15 protein-coding genes and 2 pseudogenes are annotated in these 17,151 nt (G+C 56.2%); 6 read left to right on the top strand and 11 right to left on the bottom strand.

All coding sequences use genetic code 11. The features are described from left to right. Positions 1 to 21 precede the first annotated feature (21 nt). Positions 22 to 123: pseudogene (locus ACR0DG_RS20140) on the bottom strand (transposase); the annotation flags it as partial. A 78-nt stretch (positions 124 to 201) separates the two neighbouring features. Between ACR0DG_RS20140 and ACR0DG_RS20145 the strand changes: the two are divergent. From ACR0DG_RS20145 to ACR0DG_RS20155, 3 genes and pseudogenes are all read left to right on the top strand, one after another. Continuing rightward, positions 202 to 486: pseudogene (locus ACR0DG_RS20145) on the top strand (integrase core domain-containing protein); the annotation flags it as partial. Between the two features lie 195 nt (positions 487 to 681). Continuing rightward, positions 682 to 906: a hypothetical protein gene (locus tag ACR0DG_RS20150; RefSeq protein WP_480700149.1), complete on the top strand. Its 225-nt coding sequence runs from the start codon at positions 682 to 684 to the stop codon at positions 904 to 906. A 44-nt stretch (positions 907 to 950) separates the two neighbouring features. Next, positions 951 to 2,663, top strand: coding sequence for an adenylate/guanylate cyclase domain-containing protein (locus ACR0DG_RS20155; RefSeq protein ID WP_480700150.1), 1,713 nt, complete (start codon positions 951 to 953; stop codon positions 2,661 to 2,663). 148 nt (positions 2,664 to 2,811) lie between these two features. On the opposite strand, the gene eno is transcribed toward ACR0DG_RS20155, so the two are convergent. From eno to pyk, 3 genes are read right to left on the bottom strand one after another with little or no spacing between them, the layout of a single operon-like run. Beyond that, entirely contained in the window at positions 2,812 to 4,089 is a 1,278-nt protein-coding gene (gene eno, locus ACR0DG_RS20160) for a phosphopyruvate hydratase (RefSeq protein ID WP_480707303.1), read from the bottom strand. Positions 4,090 to 4,100: 11 nt separating this feature from the next. Further along, positions 4,101 to 5,102: a type I glyceraldehyde-3-phosphate dehydrogenase gene (gap, locus tag ACR0DG_RS20165; RefSeq protein ID WP_480700152.1), complete on the bottom strand. Its 1,002-nt coding sequence runs from the start codon at positions 5,100 to 5,102 to the stop codon at positions 4,101 to 4,103. Positions 5,103 to 5,135: 33 nt separating this feature from the next. Continuing rightward, positions 5,136 to 6,584 carry a pyruvate kinase gene (pyk, locus tag ACR0DG_RS20170; protein WP_480700153.1) on the bottom strand — a complete coding sequence of 483 codons (1,449 nt, stop codon included), beginning with the start codon at positions 6,582 to 6,584 and terminating at the stop codon, positions 5,136 to 5,138. Positions 6,585 to 6,730: 146 nt separating this feature from the next. On the opposite strand from pyk, the gene ACR0DG_RS20175 reads away from it, so the two are divergent. Further along, on the top strand, positions 6,731 to 7,546 hold the full coding sequence (locus tag ACR0DG_RS20175) for a DeoR/GlpR family DNA-binding transcription regulator (RefSeq protein WP_480700154.1): 816 nt from the start codon (positions 6,731 to 6,733) through the stop codon (positions 7,544 to 7,546). Positions 7,547 to 7,585: 39 nt separating this feature from the next. On the opposite strand, the gene ACR0DG_RS20180 is transcribed toward ACR0DG_RS20175, so the two are convergent. From ACR0DG_RS20180 to ACR0DG_RS20210, 7 genes are all read right to left on the bottom strand, one after another. Next, on the bottom strand, positions 7,586 to 9,208 hold the full coding sequence (locus tag ACR0DG_RS20180) for a dihydroxyacetone kinase subunit DhaK (protein WP_480700155.1): 1,623 nt from the start codon (positions 9,206 to 9,208) through the stop codon (positions 7,586 to 7,588). A gap of 11 nt (positions 9,209 to 9,219) precedes the next feature. Next, positions 9,220 to 10,215, bottom strand: a complete 996-nt coding sequence (locus tag ACR0DG_RS20185) for an ABC transporter ATP-binding protein (RefSeq protein WP_480700156.1) — start codon at positions 10,213 to 10,215, stop codon at positions 9,220 to 9,222. Next, entirely contained in the window at positions 10,208 to 11,305 is a 1,098-nt protein-coding gene (locus tag ACR0DG_RS20190) for an ABC transporter ATP-binding protein (RefSeq protein ID WP_480700157.1), read from the bottom strand. Before ACR0DG_RS20190 ends, ACR0DG_RS20185 begins: the two co-directional genes overlap by 8 nt. A 4-nt stretch (positions 11,306 to 11,309) precedes the next feature. Next, complete coding sequence (locus ACR0DG_RS20195) at positions 11,310 to 11,498, bottom strand: hypothetical protein (protein ID WP_480649893.1); 189 nt, start codon at positions 11,496 to 11,498, stop codon at positions 11,310 to 11,312. Continuing rightward, positions 11,495 to 12,433: a carbohydrate ABC transporter permease gene (locus ACR0DG_RS20200; protein ID WP_480700158.1), complete on the bottom strand. Its 939-nt coding sequence runs from the start codon at positions 12,431 to 12,433 to the stop codon at positions 11,495 to 11,497. Before ACR0DG_RS20200 ends, ACR0DG_RS20195 begins: the two co-directional genes overlap by 4 nt. Continuing rightward, positions 12,430 to 13,377, bottom strand: a complete 948-nt coding sequence (locus ACR0DG_RS20205; protein WP_480700159.1) for a carbohydrate ABC transporter permease — start codon at positions 13,375 to 13,377, stop codon at positions 12,430 to 12,432. Before ACR0DG_RS20205 ends, ACR0DG_RS20200 begins: the two co-directional genes overlap by 4 nt. A gap of 128 nt (positions 13,378 to 13,505) precedes the next feature. After that, positions 13,506 to 14,822, bottom strand: coding sequence for an ABC transporter substrate-binding protein (locus ACR0DG_RS20210; protein WP_480700160.1), 1,317 nt, complete (start codon positions 14,820 to 14,822; stop codon positions 13,506 to 13,508). 181 nt (positions 14,823 to 15,003) lie between these two features. On the opposite strand from ACR0DG_RS20210, the gene ACR0DG_RS20215 reads away from it, so the two are divergent. Then, positions 15,004 to 16,059, top strand: coding sequence for a LacI family DNA-binding transcriptional regulator (locus ACR0DG_RS20215; RefSeq protein WP_480700161.1), 1,056 nt, complete (start codon positions 15,004 to 15,006; stop codon positions 16,057 to 16,059). Between the two features lie 177 nt (positions 16,060 to 16,236). Further along, complete coding sequence (locus ACR0DG_RS20220; RefSeq protein WP_480700162.1) at positions 16,237 to 17,145, top strand: LysR substrate-binding domain-containing protein; 909 nt, start codon at positions 16,237 to 16,239, stop codon at positions 17,143 to 17,145. The last annotated feature ends 6 nt before the right edge of the window (positions 17,146 to 17,151 follow it).

Genomic DNA, 17,151 nt, shown 5'->3' on the forward strand with positions numbered 1-17,151 from the left:
GTATTTGTAGAACGTGCCCTAGCTGAGACCGTGCTTGCGGCACACCTCCGCAGTCGGCATCCCGGCTTCCTGTTCTTTGATCATCCCAATGATCTGGGCTTCCGTGAAACGGCTCTTTCGCATTCGTTTGCTCCTTCAAAAGATTGAGCAAACTCTACATCACAACGAGCGAAGTTTCGGGGGCAGGTCAATGGGACCGAGGCAGTTGGAGCAAAGACCGCATACATCGAGCCAGGCAGCCCATGGGAGAACGGTTATTGTGAAAGTTTCAATGCGAGGTTCAAAGATGAGTTCCTGAATAGAGAAGTCTTCTACAATCCAAGAGAAACGCAAATTTTGATCGAAGAATGGAGGAGACACTACAACACAAAACGACCGCACAGTGCTCTTGGATATAAAGCGCCAGCCCCGCAAACCATCGTTCAAATAGACCAACGGCCGGTCTCATGCACTGACAATCAAATTGGACCACACAAGTGGGGCTGATCAGCAATGCAACAGCCATGTGGAAACGTAATATTCGTTGTTGGAACCCAGTGTCAAATTGGCCACTATCAATCTGAAAATTGAAAGGCTGATTTGCGGTCCAATCTCTCAAAAAACCCTTCACCTTGGGATGTAGAGTAAAGTGGTTTTGCAAAAAACTGAAGTTATCAGCTGCCTTATCGCTGACGGGTAGAAATGATCCTGAAGCTTCTTAAACTGCCCAGACTTTGTAAAAAAGCTGCGGCGGCTAATCAGTCAGATGTAAACCCCAACACCTTCGGGAATCCCCATTCGCAAAGTAAATGGAACTATCAAGCATACGACCAGGATGGCCTTCAACCATTTACCAACGTCGATAAAACCGGTCGGTCATTAAGCCTGATCAACTCTCACATGATCCAAACCTTGCTGACGGGCTGACAGTTGCTCCCACCCGCGTTAAGCTTTGAAAAATGGGGGCGTGAATGGAAAGACGGTTAACTACGGTGCTGGCGGCAGATATTGTCGGCTACTCGGCCTTGATGGACCAAGATCGCGAAGACACCGTCGCCGGTCTCAGATCATTTCGCGAAGAAACTCTGCGGCCCCTGCTGGACGCGCATAACGGCACATTGATCAAGAGCATGGGCGATGGATGGATTGTCGAGTTTCAATCGACATCGGACGCGGCTGATTGCGCGATTGCGATACAGTCGGCACAGAAATCGACGAAAATCAAACTCCGGATTGGCATCCATACCGGAGAAGTTGTCACCGACGGGGATGATATTTTCGGCGATGGGATCAACATTGCCGCTCGACTTGAAGCTTTGGCCGAACCCGATCAAATCCTGCTGTCCGACACCTCACACAATAGTCTTGACCGTGGAGACGCTGCCTTGTTCGACGGCGGCGAACAGACCGAGCTTAAGAATATTACTCGTCGTATTGGTGTATGGTGTTGGCCCAAAGGAACATCAGCCAACCTTTCCGCTCCGTTGGATGTTCGGCCCGGCATTGCCGTGCTGCCCTTCGACAATATGTCTGGTGATCCCGAGCAAGAGTTCTTTGCCGACGGTATGACCGAGGACATCATCACTGAACTTTCCCGATTTCGCTGGCTCATGGTGGTTGCTCGGAACTCGTCTTTCACGTTCAAAGGCAAAAGCACAGATATACGCGAAGTTGGCCGTGCACTTGGTGTGCGCTATGTACTGGAAGGATCAGTCAGGCGGGCCGGCCAGCGTGTGCGCATCACAGGGCAGCTAATCGACGCGGAAAACGGCAGCCATCTATGGGCCGATCGTTTCGATGGAGTGCTGGACGACATTTTTGATCTGCAGGACAAAGTCACGCTTGAAGTCGTGACCGCCATCGAACCTTCGCTGCGGCACGCCGAGACCAACCGGGCACGCGCAAAACCCACCGAGAATTTGGAAGCCTATGAGCTGTACCTCAGAGCGCAGTCGCATTTTCACCTGCTGACTGATGCCGACAACCGCGAAGCTATTCGGCTGACGACGCTCGCGCTGGAACGTGATCCGACCTACGCCTCCGCAGCCGGGTTGCTGGCGTGGTTGCACATTCAACGTATGGTCCAGGGTCTGGAGCCGGTCGGCCAAGGTCCCAAAGATGCGGTGGCCGCTGCGGAAAAAGTACTGCTGAGTGATCGTGCGGATGGGGTTGCGATGGCGTATGCGGCGCACTCTATTTCAATGCTGGCGCGCGACTTGCCCCGCGCCCGGGCGGCATTCAAACAGGCGCTGAGTGAAAACCCAAATGCCGCAACGGTGCACATGTTGGCGTCGATCAATTTGTTTCTTCTGAACCGTCCAGACGAAGCGTTTGAACACGCCACGCAGTCTATTGAGCTTAGCCCTCATGACCCGTTGCGCTATGCCGGATACCTTGCCAAAGCAAGCGCACTGTTTCACTTGGGACATTATGATCAGGCCGCGAATGCCTGTCGCGAGGCGCTTGCGGTACGTTCAAGCTTTGTCATGAGCCACCTGATGCTGATTGCTTCGCTTGGGCATTTGCCTGATGCCGATGCGGCGCGCGCTGCAGTGGCCGATTTGCAGACTTTACGCCCCGACATCACAATTGCCTCCGCCCAGACCCAAATACCCATATTCACCGTTCCCGCCTGCGCGCAAGCGTGGCGTCAAGGATGGGAAAACGCTGGATTACCATCTTGATCCGGTTACGCCAGTTTTCCCAGTTTTGGGATAAGACTTGGCGGCAAAGGGCTTTGCCCATTGCAAGACGACGTCTTCGCGCAGCTTTACAAGAAAACACCCGGCTTTCTTTGAGAAAACCGGGCTTTGGCTAAATCTGCTGGTGCTGTTATCGCTTTAGGATCGACGCGCCTGCGTATTCGGCGATTTCGCCCAGGGTTTCTTCGATGCGGATCAGCTGGTTGTACTTGGCCAACCGATCCGACCGCGCCAATGAGCCGGTTTTGATCTGACCGCAGTTCGTCGCCACCGCCAGATCGGCAATCGTGGCGTCCTCGGTTTCGCCCGAGCGGTGCGACATCACATTGGTATACCGTGCACGGTGGGCCATATCGACGGCGCGCAGCGTTTCAGTCAGCGAGCCGATCTGGTTCACTTTGACCAGCATCGAGTTCGCGCAGCCGCGCTCGATCCCTTCTGCCAGACGCGCGGGGTTGGTCACGAACAGGTCGTCGCCCACCAGCTGCACCTTGTCGCCGATGGTGTCGGTCAGCGCTTTCCAACCATCCCAGTCATCCTCGGACATACCGTCTTCGATGGAAATGATCGGATAGTCGTTCACCAGCGCCGCCAGATAGGCCGCGTTTTCCTCAGAGGTGAGCGTCGTGCCCTCACCGGCCAGCACATATTTGCCGTCCTTGTAGTATTCGGTTGCGGCGCAATCCAGCGCGAGGTGGATTTCCTCGCCCGGTTTGTAGCCCGCCTTCTCGATAGACTTGAGGATGAAATCCAGCGCCTCACGGGTGCTGGCGATGTTGGGCGCAAAGCCGCCCTCGTCACCGACACCAGTGGCCAGCCCCGCCGCCGACAGCTCTTTCTTCAAGGTGTGGAACACCTCGGACCCCATGCGCACCGCCTCGCGGATGTTGCTGGCCGAGACCGGCATGATCATGAATTCCTGAATGTCGATCGGATTGTCGGCATGCTCACCACCATTGATGATGTTCATCATCGGCACCGGCAGAACGCGGGCCGAAGTTCCGCCCACATAGCGGTACAGAGGCTGCGTGGTGAAATCCGCGGCCGCCTTGGCGGTGGCCAGCGAGACACCCAGAATGGCGTTTGCGCCCAGACGGCCCTTGTTCTCGGTCCCGTCCAGTTCGATCATCGCCTGGTCGATGGCCACCTGTTCGGTAGCGTCAAAGCCCACCAGCTCCTCGGCGATCTCACCGTTCACGGCGGCAACGGCCTCGAGCACGCCTTTGCCCATGTAACGCGCGGTGTCACCGTCGCGCTTTTCAACCGCCTCATACGCGCCCGTTGACGCACCTGAAGGCACCGCAGCACGGCCCATCGTGCCGTCCTCCAGTACTACGTCAACCTCAACCGTCGGATTGCCCCGACTATCAAGTATCTCCCGCGCATGTATGTCGATGATCGTGCTCATTGATTTGACCCTCAACCCAGATTTGCCATGGCACAGGCCGTGTCCAACATCCGGTTGGAAAAGCCCCATTCGTTGTCGTACCAGCTGAGAATACGAACCATACCACCGTCGGTCAGGCGCGTTTGCTCTGTCGCAAAGATCGACGAATGCGGATCATGGTTGAAGTCTGCGGACACCAGCGGTTCATCCGTTACTGCCAGAACGCCACGCATACTGCCCGAGGCCGCGGCCCGGATCGCATCATTGATCTCATCAACTGTGACGTCGCGTTTTGGCATGAAACAGAAATCCACGGCCGAAACATTGGGGGTCGGCACGCGAATTGCAGACCCGTCCAGCTTACCCTTGAGTTGGGGCAGAACTTCGCCCACTGCGCGCGCGGCACCTGTGGATGTAGGGATCATCGACATTGCAGCCGCCCGTGCACGGTAAAGGTCTTTGTGCATTGTATCCAGCGTCGGTTGATCACCGGTATAGGAGTGCACTGTCGTCATATACCCCGTTTCAATTCCGAAGGCATCGTCGAGCACCTTGGCAACCGGAGACAGGCAGTTTGTCGTGCAGCTGGCATTCGAAACAACAAGCTCTTTACCCGTCAGGGTCTCGTGGTTGACGCCAAAGACGATTGTCTTATCCGCATCTGTTGCAGGTGCCGATACCAGCACTTTCTTTGACCCATTTCCCAGATGCTGAATTGCGCTCTCGCGTTTGGTGAACAAACCCGTGCATTCCAAGGCAACATCTACGCCCTGCCACGCCAGTTTCGCCGGGTCCCGCTCGGCGCTGACACGGATTTCTCGTCCGCCGACCAATAGCGTGTTGCCATCCACTTCGACCTCAGAGTTCAGGCGGCCGTGGACGCTGTCATACTTCAGCAAATGCGCGTTTGTTTCCACCGGCCCCAAATCATTGATCGCGACGACGTCCACATCGTTCCGACCCGATTCAACCAATGACCGCAATACACTGCGACCAATACGTCCAAACCCGTTAATTGCGACTTTTACCGCCATTTCATTTCTCCTGAATTCTTGACTTTATGAGGATCAGAACGCCGCTTCGGTGGGCGTATCCAGTGTTTCGGACATTGCGACAACGCGCAGAATGTTGGTTGTTCCCGCGGTGTAAAAAGGCAGACCGGCTGTTACGGCAATGCGGTCATCTCCATCGGCCAGCCCCGCCTCGCGCGCGGCGTTGACCGCAGCGCGCACAGCACCTTTGAAGCGCACCGCCGGGTCAACCGGCGCGCAGGACAATCCCCACACCAACCCCAGCGACCGCGCGACAGACTGGTCAGGCGTCAGCGCCAGTATTGGAACCCGCGGGCGTTCGCGCGCGGCCAAAGCAGCCGTCGACCCCGACCGCGTGTAACAGCAGATCGTTTTCAACTCGGTCGTTTCAGCAATTTCACGCGCCGCCGATGTGATCGCCTCGGACACTGTGTTTCTGCATGGGGTTCTGGTTGCCTCTATCGTCTCTCGATAGCCCGGGTCCTGCTCTGTTTCTTCAGCAACCGCGTTCATCATTTGAACCGCAGCAATGGGAAACTGGCCGGCAGCAGACTCGGCAGACAGCATCACCGCATCCGCACCGTCATAAATTGCAGAGGCCACATCTGACACTTCGGCCCGTGTTGGCACCGGGCTGCTGGTCATGCTCTCCAGCATCTGCGTTGCGACGATGACCGGTTTGCCTGCATCGCGACAAGCACGCACGAGTTGCTTTTGGATCGACGGCACCTTCTGCACAGGCAGTTCAACACCCAGATCGCCGCGCGCAACCATTATTGCGTCTGATGCCGTCAGGATTTCGTTGAAACTATCCACCGCCGCCGGCTTTTCGATCTTGCTGAGTATTTTCGCACGACCCTTGGCTAGTTCGCGGGCCTCATCGACATCGGCAGCACGCTGCACAAAGGATAAAGCCAACCACTCGACACCAAGCTCGCACACGAACTCAAGGTCCGCGCGATCTTTTTCGGACAGTGCCGCCAGCGGCAAAACCACGTCCGGCACATTTACACCCTTGCGGTTCGAGATTTGCCCTCCGACCACAACACGACAATCTGCGTAATTTTCGCCGCAGTCTTCCACTGACAGGCGGATCAGACCGTCATTGACCAACAAGGTGGCCCCCGGCGCCAAAGCCGCAAAAATTTCAGGGTGCGGTAGCTGAACGCGTGTCGCGTCGCCCGGCGCATCATTCAGGTCAAATCGAAACGTTTGCCCGTCGACGAGCGCTTCACTGCCTTGACTGAATACGCCACAGCGCAGTTTGGGGCCCTGCAAATCCGCCAGAATACAAATTGGAGATCCCATATCCGCCTCGACCTTACGGATCGTTGCGTGAAGCATGGCGATATCCTCGTGCTGGCCGTGGCTCATGTTCAGGCGAAAAACATCCGCCCCTTCAGTCTTCAACGCGCGAATGGTTTCGTATGAATTCGAGGCCGGTCCGAGCGTTGCGACAACTTTTACACTTCTGGTTCTGGTCATGAGACCTCCGGCTTTCGCTTCTTTCGCGGGCACGCCCGTTACCGCTAACAAACAAGTATCGCGCAAAAAGTCAACATAGTCGCTCACTAAAAACGGTCATCTGTGCGCGAAATGTGAGTATTTATGTTCTATTTTTGGAAATTCACTTGCGATTACCTGCTTATTCGCGCATTTTCGCTGAAACCGAGGCCAAATTCATGCTCAGCCGAAACCGAAAATCCGAAATCCTACGTATCGCGCAAGACGAAGGCACAATCCGTGTCGAAGATCTTGCCAGCCGTTTTGAGGTTGCCGAACAGACAATTCGCCGAGATTTGGCGCAATTGTCCGAAGCAGGCCAGCTGGAACGCGTTCACGGCGGTGCAGTCTTGTCTTCTGGTATTGGCAATCTGGACTATGTGCAGCGCCGCAACCGCAACACCGAAGGCAAAGCGCGCATTGGTCGGGAATGCGCGCGCCACATTCCCAATGGGTCGACCGTCTTTATCAATATCGGCACAACGACCGAGGCCGTAGCGCGTGAGATGCTGACCCACAAAGACCTGCTTGTGGTGACCAACAGCCTGAACACGGCAAATATTCTGGCCTCAAACCCTAATATCGAGATTGTAGTCGCAGGTGGATCACTACGTCGAACGGATGGCGGGTTGCTGGGCAATCTCACGACGCAAGTGGTTGATCTATTCAAGTTTGATCATGCTATTATTAGCTGCGCTGGTATTGATGCGGACTTTGATCTGTTGGATTTCGACTTCCAGGAAGTCCGCGCGACCAAATCCATCATACGCCAAACCAAGTCCACATTTGTTGTGGCCGACAGCTCGAAACTGCTGCGCTCTGCTCCGGGTCGGATTGGTAATCTTGGCGACGCAGATACGTTGTTCACAGACGCTCCGCTCCCGCCTGACATGGCCCAGCGTTCGGCCGAGCTTGATACTTCCATAGTGATCGCTGCGTCCTGAGGACAACGCCGGGGCCGCCAAAGCAACCCCGGCGCAGTGTTAACTGGCCAACCGCTCAAACAGCCGCGCGACCGCTTCTGCGCCCGGATCGACATGCCCGCGCAGCTGGTCGGCGTTGATGTAGGATGCCCGCCCAGCGCGCGCGCGTAGCATCGTTGCGGTTTTGTCGGCGCCCGCCCGGGCAGCCACAGCCGCATCAGGAAGGCCATTCTCCAACTTGTCCAATGCAGGTTTCAGCGCGTCAATCATCGTCCGGTCACCCGGTTGCGCACCCCCGATTTCCTGCATGCGATTTAGACCAACGTGCAAAGAGTCCCGCATCGTCTGACCGCTGGAGGCCGCATCACCCGCCGCCGCAAAGAAGATCGCCAGCAATACGCCGGATGAACCACCCATTGTCTGGCTAAGCTCTTGCCCGATTGCGCGGTAGAGCTGTGTGTGATCCGCCAATGGCAACCTGTCCATCGCCGCAATCAACGCGCGGGCCGCACCGGCCAGCGTCGATCCTGTATCGCCATCGCCAGACTTGGCATCCAATGCATTCAGATCCGCTTCGGCAGCGATCAGGATCTCGCAGCATCGCGTCAGGAATGAACGCGTTTCGGGGTGGTCCGACGCGAGCGGCTTGATCGGCTTCAGCCCGTCTGGCAGATCCAGCACGGGCACCTCAACCACCGCGTTTACACCCGGCCACGCGCTCAGAGGCGTTTTGGCTTGCAGAGCCATCAGGTCCTCGGCCGAAGCCGGGAAAAGTGAAATCGAGAAACCGCGCATTTCAAGAGATGTCATCATTGCGGCTGGCCCCACGATGTGACTGATCTGCGATGCAATAGACGAGTTGGTCAATTCATGCGCCAGAATGGACATCTCGAGAACGGATGCACCGCCAAGGTTGTTCAACAACGCGACATAACGCTGACCGGGTTCCATCTTTGAACTTAGCTTGTCGACCATCATCCCGATCGCCGTTTTCGCGTCTGAGTAGTCAACCTGTTCTATGCCAGCCTCACCATGGATACCCAAACCAAGTTCGGCCTTGCCCCGGGGGATCCGATCCTCTTTCGGGGCACCGGGGATCGTGCAGGTGTCCAACGACATGCCAATCGAACACGTACCCGCAATGACTCTTTCCGCGGCAGCCGTCACAGAGGCCAGATCAGCCCCGTTTTCCGCCAGTGCCCCGGCGACTTTATGCACAAACAGGGTTCCCGCGACGCCGCGTGCCTGCGGCAGATCAGGCAGGGCGACATCGTCGTCAACGATCACGATGTTAACGTTCAGCCCGAATGCGCGTGCACGCTCGGCCGCTAAACCAAAATTCAGCCGGTCACCGGTGTAGTTCTTGACGATCAAAAGGCACCCTGCCGGTCCTGTCACAGCCAGAATGCCCGCAAGAACCGCATCAACCGAAGGTGAGGCAAAGACGTCCCCACAAACCGCAGCCGTCAGCATGCCTTCGCCCACGAACCCCGCATGCGCGGGCTCGTGCCCGGAACCACCACCAGAAACCAGAGCGACTTTGGACTTGTCCCAATCGGTTCGCACGACAACGCGAATATGCGGATAGCCGTCCAACCGCGCCAGCCGACCACCAGATGTTGCTATTTCTCCATCTACTGCCTCGGCAACGATGTCTTCTTTTTTGTTTATGAAATGGGTCATGTCGATCTCTTTCACTGGATCCGAGCGCCAGAGGCGTCAAAGAAAAACGGGTTATTCGGGGCGATCTTGACGATATCGCCTGATTTCAGCGGGGTATGGGCATCGGTAACCGTGATCAGGTCATGATCTTTGAAAGACAGATGCAAACGCGTCTGATCGCCCAGATGTTCGACGCGGGTCACCAAACTGTCCTGACCATCGCCCTGACCAATCTGTTCTGGCCGCAGCCCGATGGATTTGGCCCCTGTCGGGGCGTGACCAAAGATATCGGCTGGCAGAATGTTGATCCGTGGCTGACCGAGGCGGCTGGCCGCGTAGATACTGACCGGGTCTTCGTAAATCTCGCGCGGGGTGCCGAATTGAACCAGTTTGCCGTGGTCCAGGACGCCGACATGCGTGGCCATGGTCATCGCTTCGATCTGGTCATGCGTGACATACAAAAGCGTTGCGCCGCTGTCCGCCTGAATGCTTTTAAGCTCGACCCGCAGGTCTGCACGCAGCTTTGCGTCCAATGAGCTGAGAGGTTCGTCCATCAGGTAGACTTCGGGGTTGCGCACCAATGCGCGGCCAATCGAAACACGCTGCATCTCACCACCAGAAAGCGCCGTGGCTTTGTTTTCCAGCTTATGCCCGATCTGCAACGTCTCAGCGACACGATGCACCTTGATCTTGATCTCATCCTCGGGCGTTTTCAGCAGCGGCGAGCGCAGCGGAAAGGCCAGATTTTCATAGACCGTCAGATGTGGGTACAGCGAGTATTGCTGGAACACCATCGCCACGTTGCGTTGTGCCGGTGTCAACCCGTTCAGCGACTGGCCATCCATCAACACATCACCTTCGTCGGGGTTGTCCAGCCCCGACACCATACGCAGCGTGGTGGTTTTGCCCGCGCCGGTCGGCCCAAGTAACACCACAAACGCACCGTCCGGGATCGTCATCGAAACGCCGTCCAACGCGACCGTGTCGCCATAGGTTTTCGTCACATTTCTAAGCTCGACCTCAGCCATGGCTCAGAACTCCTTCGTTTCCGGCGGACAACACTGCCCTGCCCTTTTCGGTATCGAACACGGTGATCGTGCGTTCATCAAAACGTAAACCCGTCTTTTCACCGACCTCTACCCGGTCACTGGACGGGACCCGAGCCTTGATTTCACCGTTGGGCGTATTCAGCGTCACGATTTGGGTTGTGCCTAGGTATTCGGTCGCCATCACCTCACCGCGATAGCTGGAGCCGTCATCCAGATGCACATGTTCAGGGCGCACGCCCAAAGCCAAATCTCCGCGCGCACCGCCATGCTGTTCGGGAATGCGGATCTCGCTATCAGCCAGACTGACCGAGGTTGTGCCACTGCCGACAATGCCGTGGAAATTCAGGAAATTCATCGCGGGCGAGCCGATGAAGCTGGCCACGAACATCGTCGCGGGCCAATCGTAAATATCCTGCGGCACACCAAACTGTTCGACTACGCCGTGGTTCATGACCACGATCTTGTCGCCCATCTGCATCGCCTCTAATTGATCATGGGTCACGTAAACCGTGGTGGCTCCCATCCGATCATGCAGTGCGCGCAATTCCTCGGACATATGCTCGCGGAATTCTGCGTCCAGTGCGCCCAGTGGCTCGTCCATGAAAAACGCCTTGGGATCGCGCACAATGGCACGCCCCAAGGCCACACGCTGGCGGTCTCCTCCAGACAGGCCGCCAACTGGTTTCTTCAGGATGTCGGTAATTCCCAGAATCTGGGCGACCTCATCCACCTTCTTTTTCACTTGTGCCTTGGGCATTCCCTGGCTCAGCAATGGATAGCTGATGTTCTTGCCGACGTTCATATGTGGGTAGAGCGCGAACATCTGGAACACAAAGGCGATATCACGCTGGCTGGCGGGCTTCATGCCCACCTCCTCGCCGTCGATGTAAATCTCGCCGCTGGTCGGCAGTTCAAGCCCGGCCATCATGCGCAACGTGGTGGTCTTGCCGCAGCCTGAGGGGCCAAGCAGCATGAAGAACTCACCATCTTCGATTGTGAAACTCGACGACTGCACTGCGGTGAAAGTCCCGAAATCCTTGCGCACGTTTTCAATTCTGATCTGTGCCATGTGTTTACTCCGGGAAGTGGCTGACGATGATGAACATCACCGTGCCAATCAGCGTGACAATGAAGGAATAGGAGAACAGGGCCAGCACGAAAGGCTGCATCAGCATGATCACACCCAATGCGATAAGGATCGAGGCCACCATTTCCCAAGGGCCACGGCGCAGCCGCAGCAGGCCATTGATAAAGCTACTCATTTGCGTACCGCTCCGAATGTAATGCCACGCAACAGGTGCTTGCGCAGAAGGATGGTGAAGACCATGACCGGCACCAGGAAGATCGTCGCCCCGGCGGCCACGGCGGGCCAGTCCTTGCCGCCAACCCCGATGATGGTCGGGATAAAGGGCGGCGCGGTTTGCGCGGTGCCCGAGGTCAGCAGGACAGCAAAAGCGTATTCGTTCCACGCAAAGATCAGGCAGAAGATCGCGGTCGAGGCGATGCCAGTTGCGGCCTGCGGCAGTACCACTTTGTAGAAGGCCTGAAAGCGGGTGTATCCGTCGATCAGCGCGGCCTCTTCATACTCGACCGGGATTTCGTCGATGAACCCTTTCAGCAACCAGACCGACAATGACAGGTTCACCGCAGTATAGAGCAGGATCATGCCCAGATGCGTGTCGTTCAGCCCCAATTGCCGGAACATCAGAAAGATCGGGATCGCCACGGCAATAGGCGGCATCATCCGGGTCGACAGGATGAAAAACAACAGATCGTCCTTGAGTGGCACGCGGAACCGGCTGAACGCATATGCCGCAGCGGTGCCCAGCACCATACAAAGGAAGGTCGATCCAAACCCGATGATGACCGAATTCAGAAACCGCTCACCATAGCGCGACGCGCCGGTGATCACCTGCCCCTGCTCACGCACCATTTCATCGTACCAAGTCTCAGGCGGCGGCAGCGCGGCCAGATCGTCTTCGTTCATACGCGTCCGCTGGGTGAACAGGTTGACGTAGCCTTCCAGCGTCGGCTCGAACACGACCTTCGGCGGGTAAGCGATGGAATCTGCGGGCGATTTGAACCCGGTGGCAATAATCCACACCAGAGGTAGGATCGTGATGATGGCGTAAAGTACGACGGCACTTCCCGCGACCCACTTCGTCCGGTTGGACGGTTCTGTAACAGAAAAGCTCATCTTTCTTTTACCTTGTTCAGGGCTTTGACGTAGATCGAAGCCAGTCCAAAGACGGTGACGAACAGGATGACCGCATAAGCCGAGGAATAGCCGGTGCGCCATTTCTCGAACGCTTCACGCTTCAGGTCGATCGACGTCAGCGTGGTCGTGTTGCCCGGCCCGCCGCCGGTCAATTGCACCACCAGGTCGAACATCTTGAAGTTTTCGATGCCCCGGAAAAGAACGGCCAGCATAAGGAAGGGCAGCGCCATGGGAATGGTGATGGTCCAGAACTGCCGCCATTTGCTTGCGCGGTCGCATTCTGCGGCTTCATAGATCGAGTCCGGGATCGAACGCAGACCCGCCAGACAGATCAGCATCACAAAGGGCGTCCACATCCACGTATCAGCGATCACAATCGCCCAAGGGGCCAGATTGACATCCCCGATCATCGAAAAGCTGGCCGGATCGCCGCCAGTGAAGAACGTCACCACATAGTTGAACAGACCGATTTGCGGCTGGTACAGGAACGTCCAGAAGTTTCCGACAACCGCGGGGCTAAGCATCATCGGGAACACGATGATCGTGGTCCACATGTCGTTGCCCTTGAACTTCATGTTCAGCAGATAAGCCAGCGCAAAGCCGATCAGAACCTGCAGGACAATTGTCCAGATCAGGAAATGGGCCGTGGCCTGCATCGTCATCCACGTATCGCTGTCGGTCAGGATACGCTCGTAATTGCGCAAGCCGACAAAGTCGATTTCACGGTTGGGCCGGTTCACCCTGTAGTTGGTAAAGCTCAGCCGGATGGTCCAGATCAGAGGAAAGATGTTGACGGCCAACAGCAGGAAAATGGACGGCGCTACAAAAATCCAGGCGATGGCCCGATCAGACAACCCGCGCACTTTCCGGGCCATCGGCTCGGGCGTCGCTTTGGCGATCTTATCCATCGGTGTATGTATCATGGTTTTGGTCCTTCATCGGCGGGCAGGTAAACGGCCACCGAAGTTGGCAGATTGCTCCCGGTTGATGCCATACCAACCGGGAGAGGGAGAGCCGGGCCCAAGCAGAGGCCCGGCAGGGAGTTTTGAGCTTAGATTTTGCCTTCGTCTTCGAAGGTCTCGGTCCAATCGTCGACCAAACCATCCAAAGCATCCTTGGCCGTTCCGTTGCCCGCGATGACATAGTCATGAACGCGCTGCTGCATCGCCAGCAGCAATTCGGCATAGGCCGGTTCTGCCCAGAAATCCTTTACGATTGCCATCGAGTCCAGGAATGTCTGCGCGTAAGGCTGGCTGGTCGCGAATTCGGGATCTTCGACCACTGCCTTGAGGGCCGAGTAGCCGCCCAGCTCCCACCAGCGGGCCTGAATTTCAGGCTGCGCAAACCACTTGATGTACTCAAGGGCCGCGTCTTGCTTATCCGAGTAGGATACGACCGAAATACCCTGACCACCCAGTTGCGCAAACTGGCCGTTCGGACCTGCGGGGTTCGGGAAGTAGCCGGACTTGCCGCCACCCACATTCGGGTCGGCCTCGACCCCGGGCCAGATGAAGGCAAAGTTCATCTGCAACGCGACCTGACCGGATTTATAGGCATCGATATTCTCGCCCATGTACCAGTTGGAAGACCCCGGAGGCGTCGCTGTGTCATACAGCTCTTTGTAGAATTCCAGCCCCGCAACGGCTTCATCCGAGTTCACGAAACCGTCCAGCTCATAGGGGCTGTCAGGGTTACCGTATTCGAACCCGTAATTGTAGAGCGCGTTCGTCACGCCCATTGTGATGCCCTCGGACCCACGCTCGGTATAGATCGCAGCCCCGTAAACTGTGGTGCCGTCGATATCACGTCCTTGGAAGAACTGGGCGATATCCTTCAGTTCATCCAATGACGCCGGAACATCCAGATCGCGACCATATTTTTCTTTGAATTCAGCCTGCAGTTCGGGGCGTTCGAACCAGTCTTTGCGATAGGTCCAACCCACAACGTCACCAAATGCGGGCAGCGCCCAGTAATTCGGCGTGTTCTTTGGCCATTCCGCGTAACCCGTCACAGTGGCCGGGATGAAGTCATCCATTGTGATGCCTTCAGCGTCGAAAAAGTCGTTCAGCTTGACGTAGTGCCCGTTCTCGGCACCGCCGCCGATCCACTGACTGTCGCCAATCATCAAGTCGCACAGCTTACCGCCCGAGTTCAGCTCGTTCAGCATCCGGTCCGCAAAATTGGGCCACGGCACGAATTCGAAATTCATGTTGTGACCTGACTTTTCCTCAAAGTCCTTGCTCAATTCGATCAGTGCATTTGCAGGGTCCCAAGACGCCCAGCAAAGCGTCAGATCTTCGGCCTGTGCGGCCCCCGATGCACCAATCAAGGCGGCTGCCGCCACGGTGTATTTCAAGTTCGCTTTCATTTGTTGGTTCCTCCCAAATGATCTGCGCCGATGATTCAAGCGGCGACTCGTGTGTGACACCCTTGATATTTGAGGTACGTACCTCAGATCAAGACTTTTTTGAGGCACGTACCTCATTTCGCTTGCATGCGCCTTTTGTTTCAGCAAATATTTCCTTGGATTTTCGAGTGAAGAACACGCCATGCGACCTACAACCAAAGATCTGGCAAAAGCCGCAGGCGTTAGCCTGGCTACGGTTGATCGCGTTTTGAACGAACGGCCCGGCGTTCGAAAAAAGACGGTCGAAGCCGTCAACAAGGCGATTGAGGAGATCGGTTTCGTCCGCAATCTTTCGGCCGCCAATCTAGCCAAGAGCAAACATTACAGGTTTCAGTTTTTGCTGCCCCGACGCGGTGACCTGTTCATCGCGGAACTGCGCGACCGTATTTCTGAGACCAATATGGGCCTTTCCGCCGAGGGGCTGGAAGTATCGCATCGCGAAATCTCTCAGGCAGACCCCCACCTGATTGCGCAGACCCTTTTGAAGGTCCGGCCCGAAGAGGTTGACGGTGTTGCCCTCATGGCCCCGGAATCTCCGCAGGTACGCGACGCAACTGTTCGGCTACAGGAAAAAGGCGTTCAGGTGGTTAATCTGATTTCCGGTCAGCGCGATACGGATTTCGTCGGGATTGACAACCACGCCGCAGGCGCGACCGCAGCCCGGCTTTTGGGCCGTTTCATTTGTGGACGCGAGGGTAAGATCGTCGTTGTGTCTGAAACGATGAACGCCCGTGATAGCCTTGAACGACGTCGCGGCTTTGATCAGGTGCTGACACAGGACTACCCTAACCTGACTGCCCTGCCCTCGCTTGAAACGCACGGGGATGAGGCTCGCGCCCATGAGATCATCGCGAATACGCTAAAAAACAACTCGGGCATCGTTGCCGCCTATATCATGAGCTCAGAAGCGCGGACGCCGCTCGATGCGCTATGTCAAAAGACAGATCCCAAGGCGCTGACCGTCGTTGCCCACGAATTGACGCGACGCACGCGTCAGGGGTTACTGGACGGCGAATTGGATGCCGTCATCGCACAGAACCCGGGTCACCTGGTGCGCAGTTCAGTCCGGCTTTTGCGGGCACGGTGTGACAAAAGAAAAATCATGAAGACGCAGGAACAAATCCGCATCGAAATCCTGATTCAGGAAAACCTGCTGCCGCTACAGAGTATGGAAGACCCCTCAAACTCAGTCGATTGACGGACGGCCCACGACAAGAAACCGCGACTTGCGCAGGAAAGACAGCTTACCGTCCCCAAGTTTCAAAAAACCGTTGAAAATCCACGCTTCGCAGAGGATTAGTGAGAGACGGGCGCAGATCCCATCAAACGTCTTACCATCTTAAGACGCCAGGGACAGACTATAGCGGACAGATGCATGAGATCTAAGATCAGCCTCAAACAATTACAGGCCCTTGAAACCGTTGTGCGTTTAGGCAGCTTTACCCAGGCCGCAAAAGAGCTTGGCGTATCTCAACCCACAGTATCCAATCTGGTCAATTCCCTGGAACAGCAATATCAGTGCCGATTACTAGATCGCTCTGGTTCAGTTATTACGTCCACGGACCTTTTGAATAAGATTCGGGGCGACATTAAAGCCCTGATTGCCCTGCGCAACGACATTGACGATCAGCTGTCTGCCGCACGAAACCTGCATTCCGGGAACTTTCAGATTGGCTATTCCACATATCAGATCGCGATGCCGCTGATATCCGAGTTCGTACGATCCTTTCCCTCGGTCGAAGTGACAGCACGCACGTTGGCATCTCATGATCTAATGCCTTTGCTTTACACGGGCGAATTCGATGTTGGGTTGATCACGGCCAAAGAACTGCCACCCGATCTGGCGGGAACCAAAATATCTGAAACCCAAATTGGCCTAGTTCTACCCCATGATCATCCACTGGCCGACTCGGCCAAGGTGACCTGGGCCGATGTTGCACAGCTAAAACTGATTCAGCGTGAACCCAGTTCTTCCACACGCCAGATTTTCGACGCAGCGGCCCGAGTGTCTCGGGTAAACCTCACAACGATTCTGGGTCTTGGCTCCTGGGGATCCATTCGGACGCTAGTCACATCGGGCGTCGGCGTCGGCGTTGCTTTCGCTCAGGAATGCAAAGATGAGCCGGGCGTTAAATTCGTGCCCGTTCAGGACAGAAACCTGAAAGCGCATCATTTTCTGGCCTGTTTACCAGCAATGCGCCACACATCCGCTGTGTCGAATTTTTTCAAGATCGCAGAAGAAATGCGGGATTGTGATGCTTTCATGTCAGCGGATGCATCATAGCTTTTT

The sequence above is a fragment of the Ruegeria sp. BG8 genome, assembly GCF_056538325.1.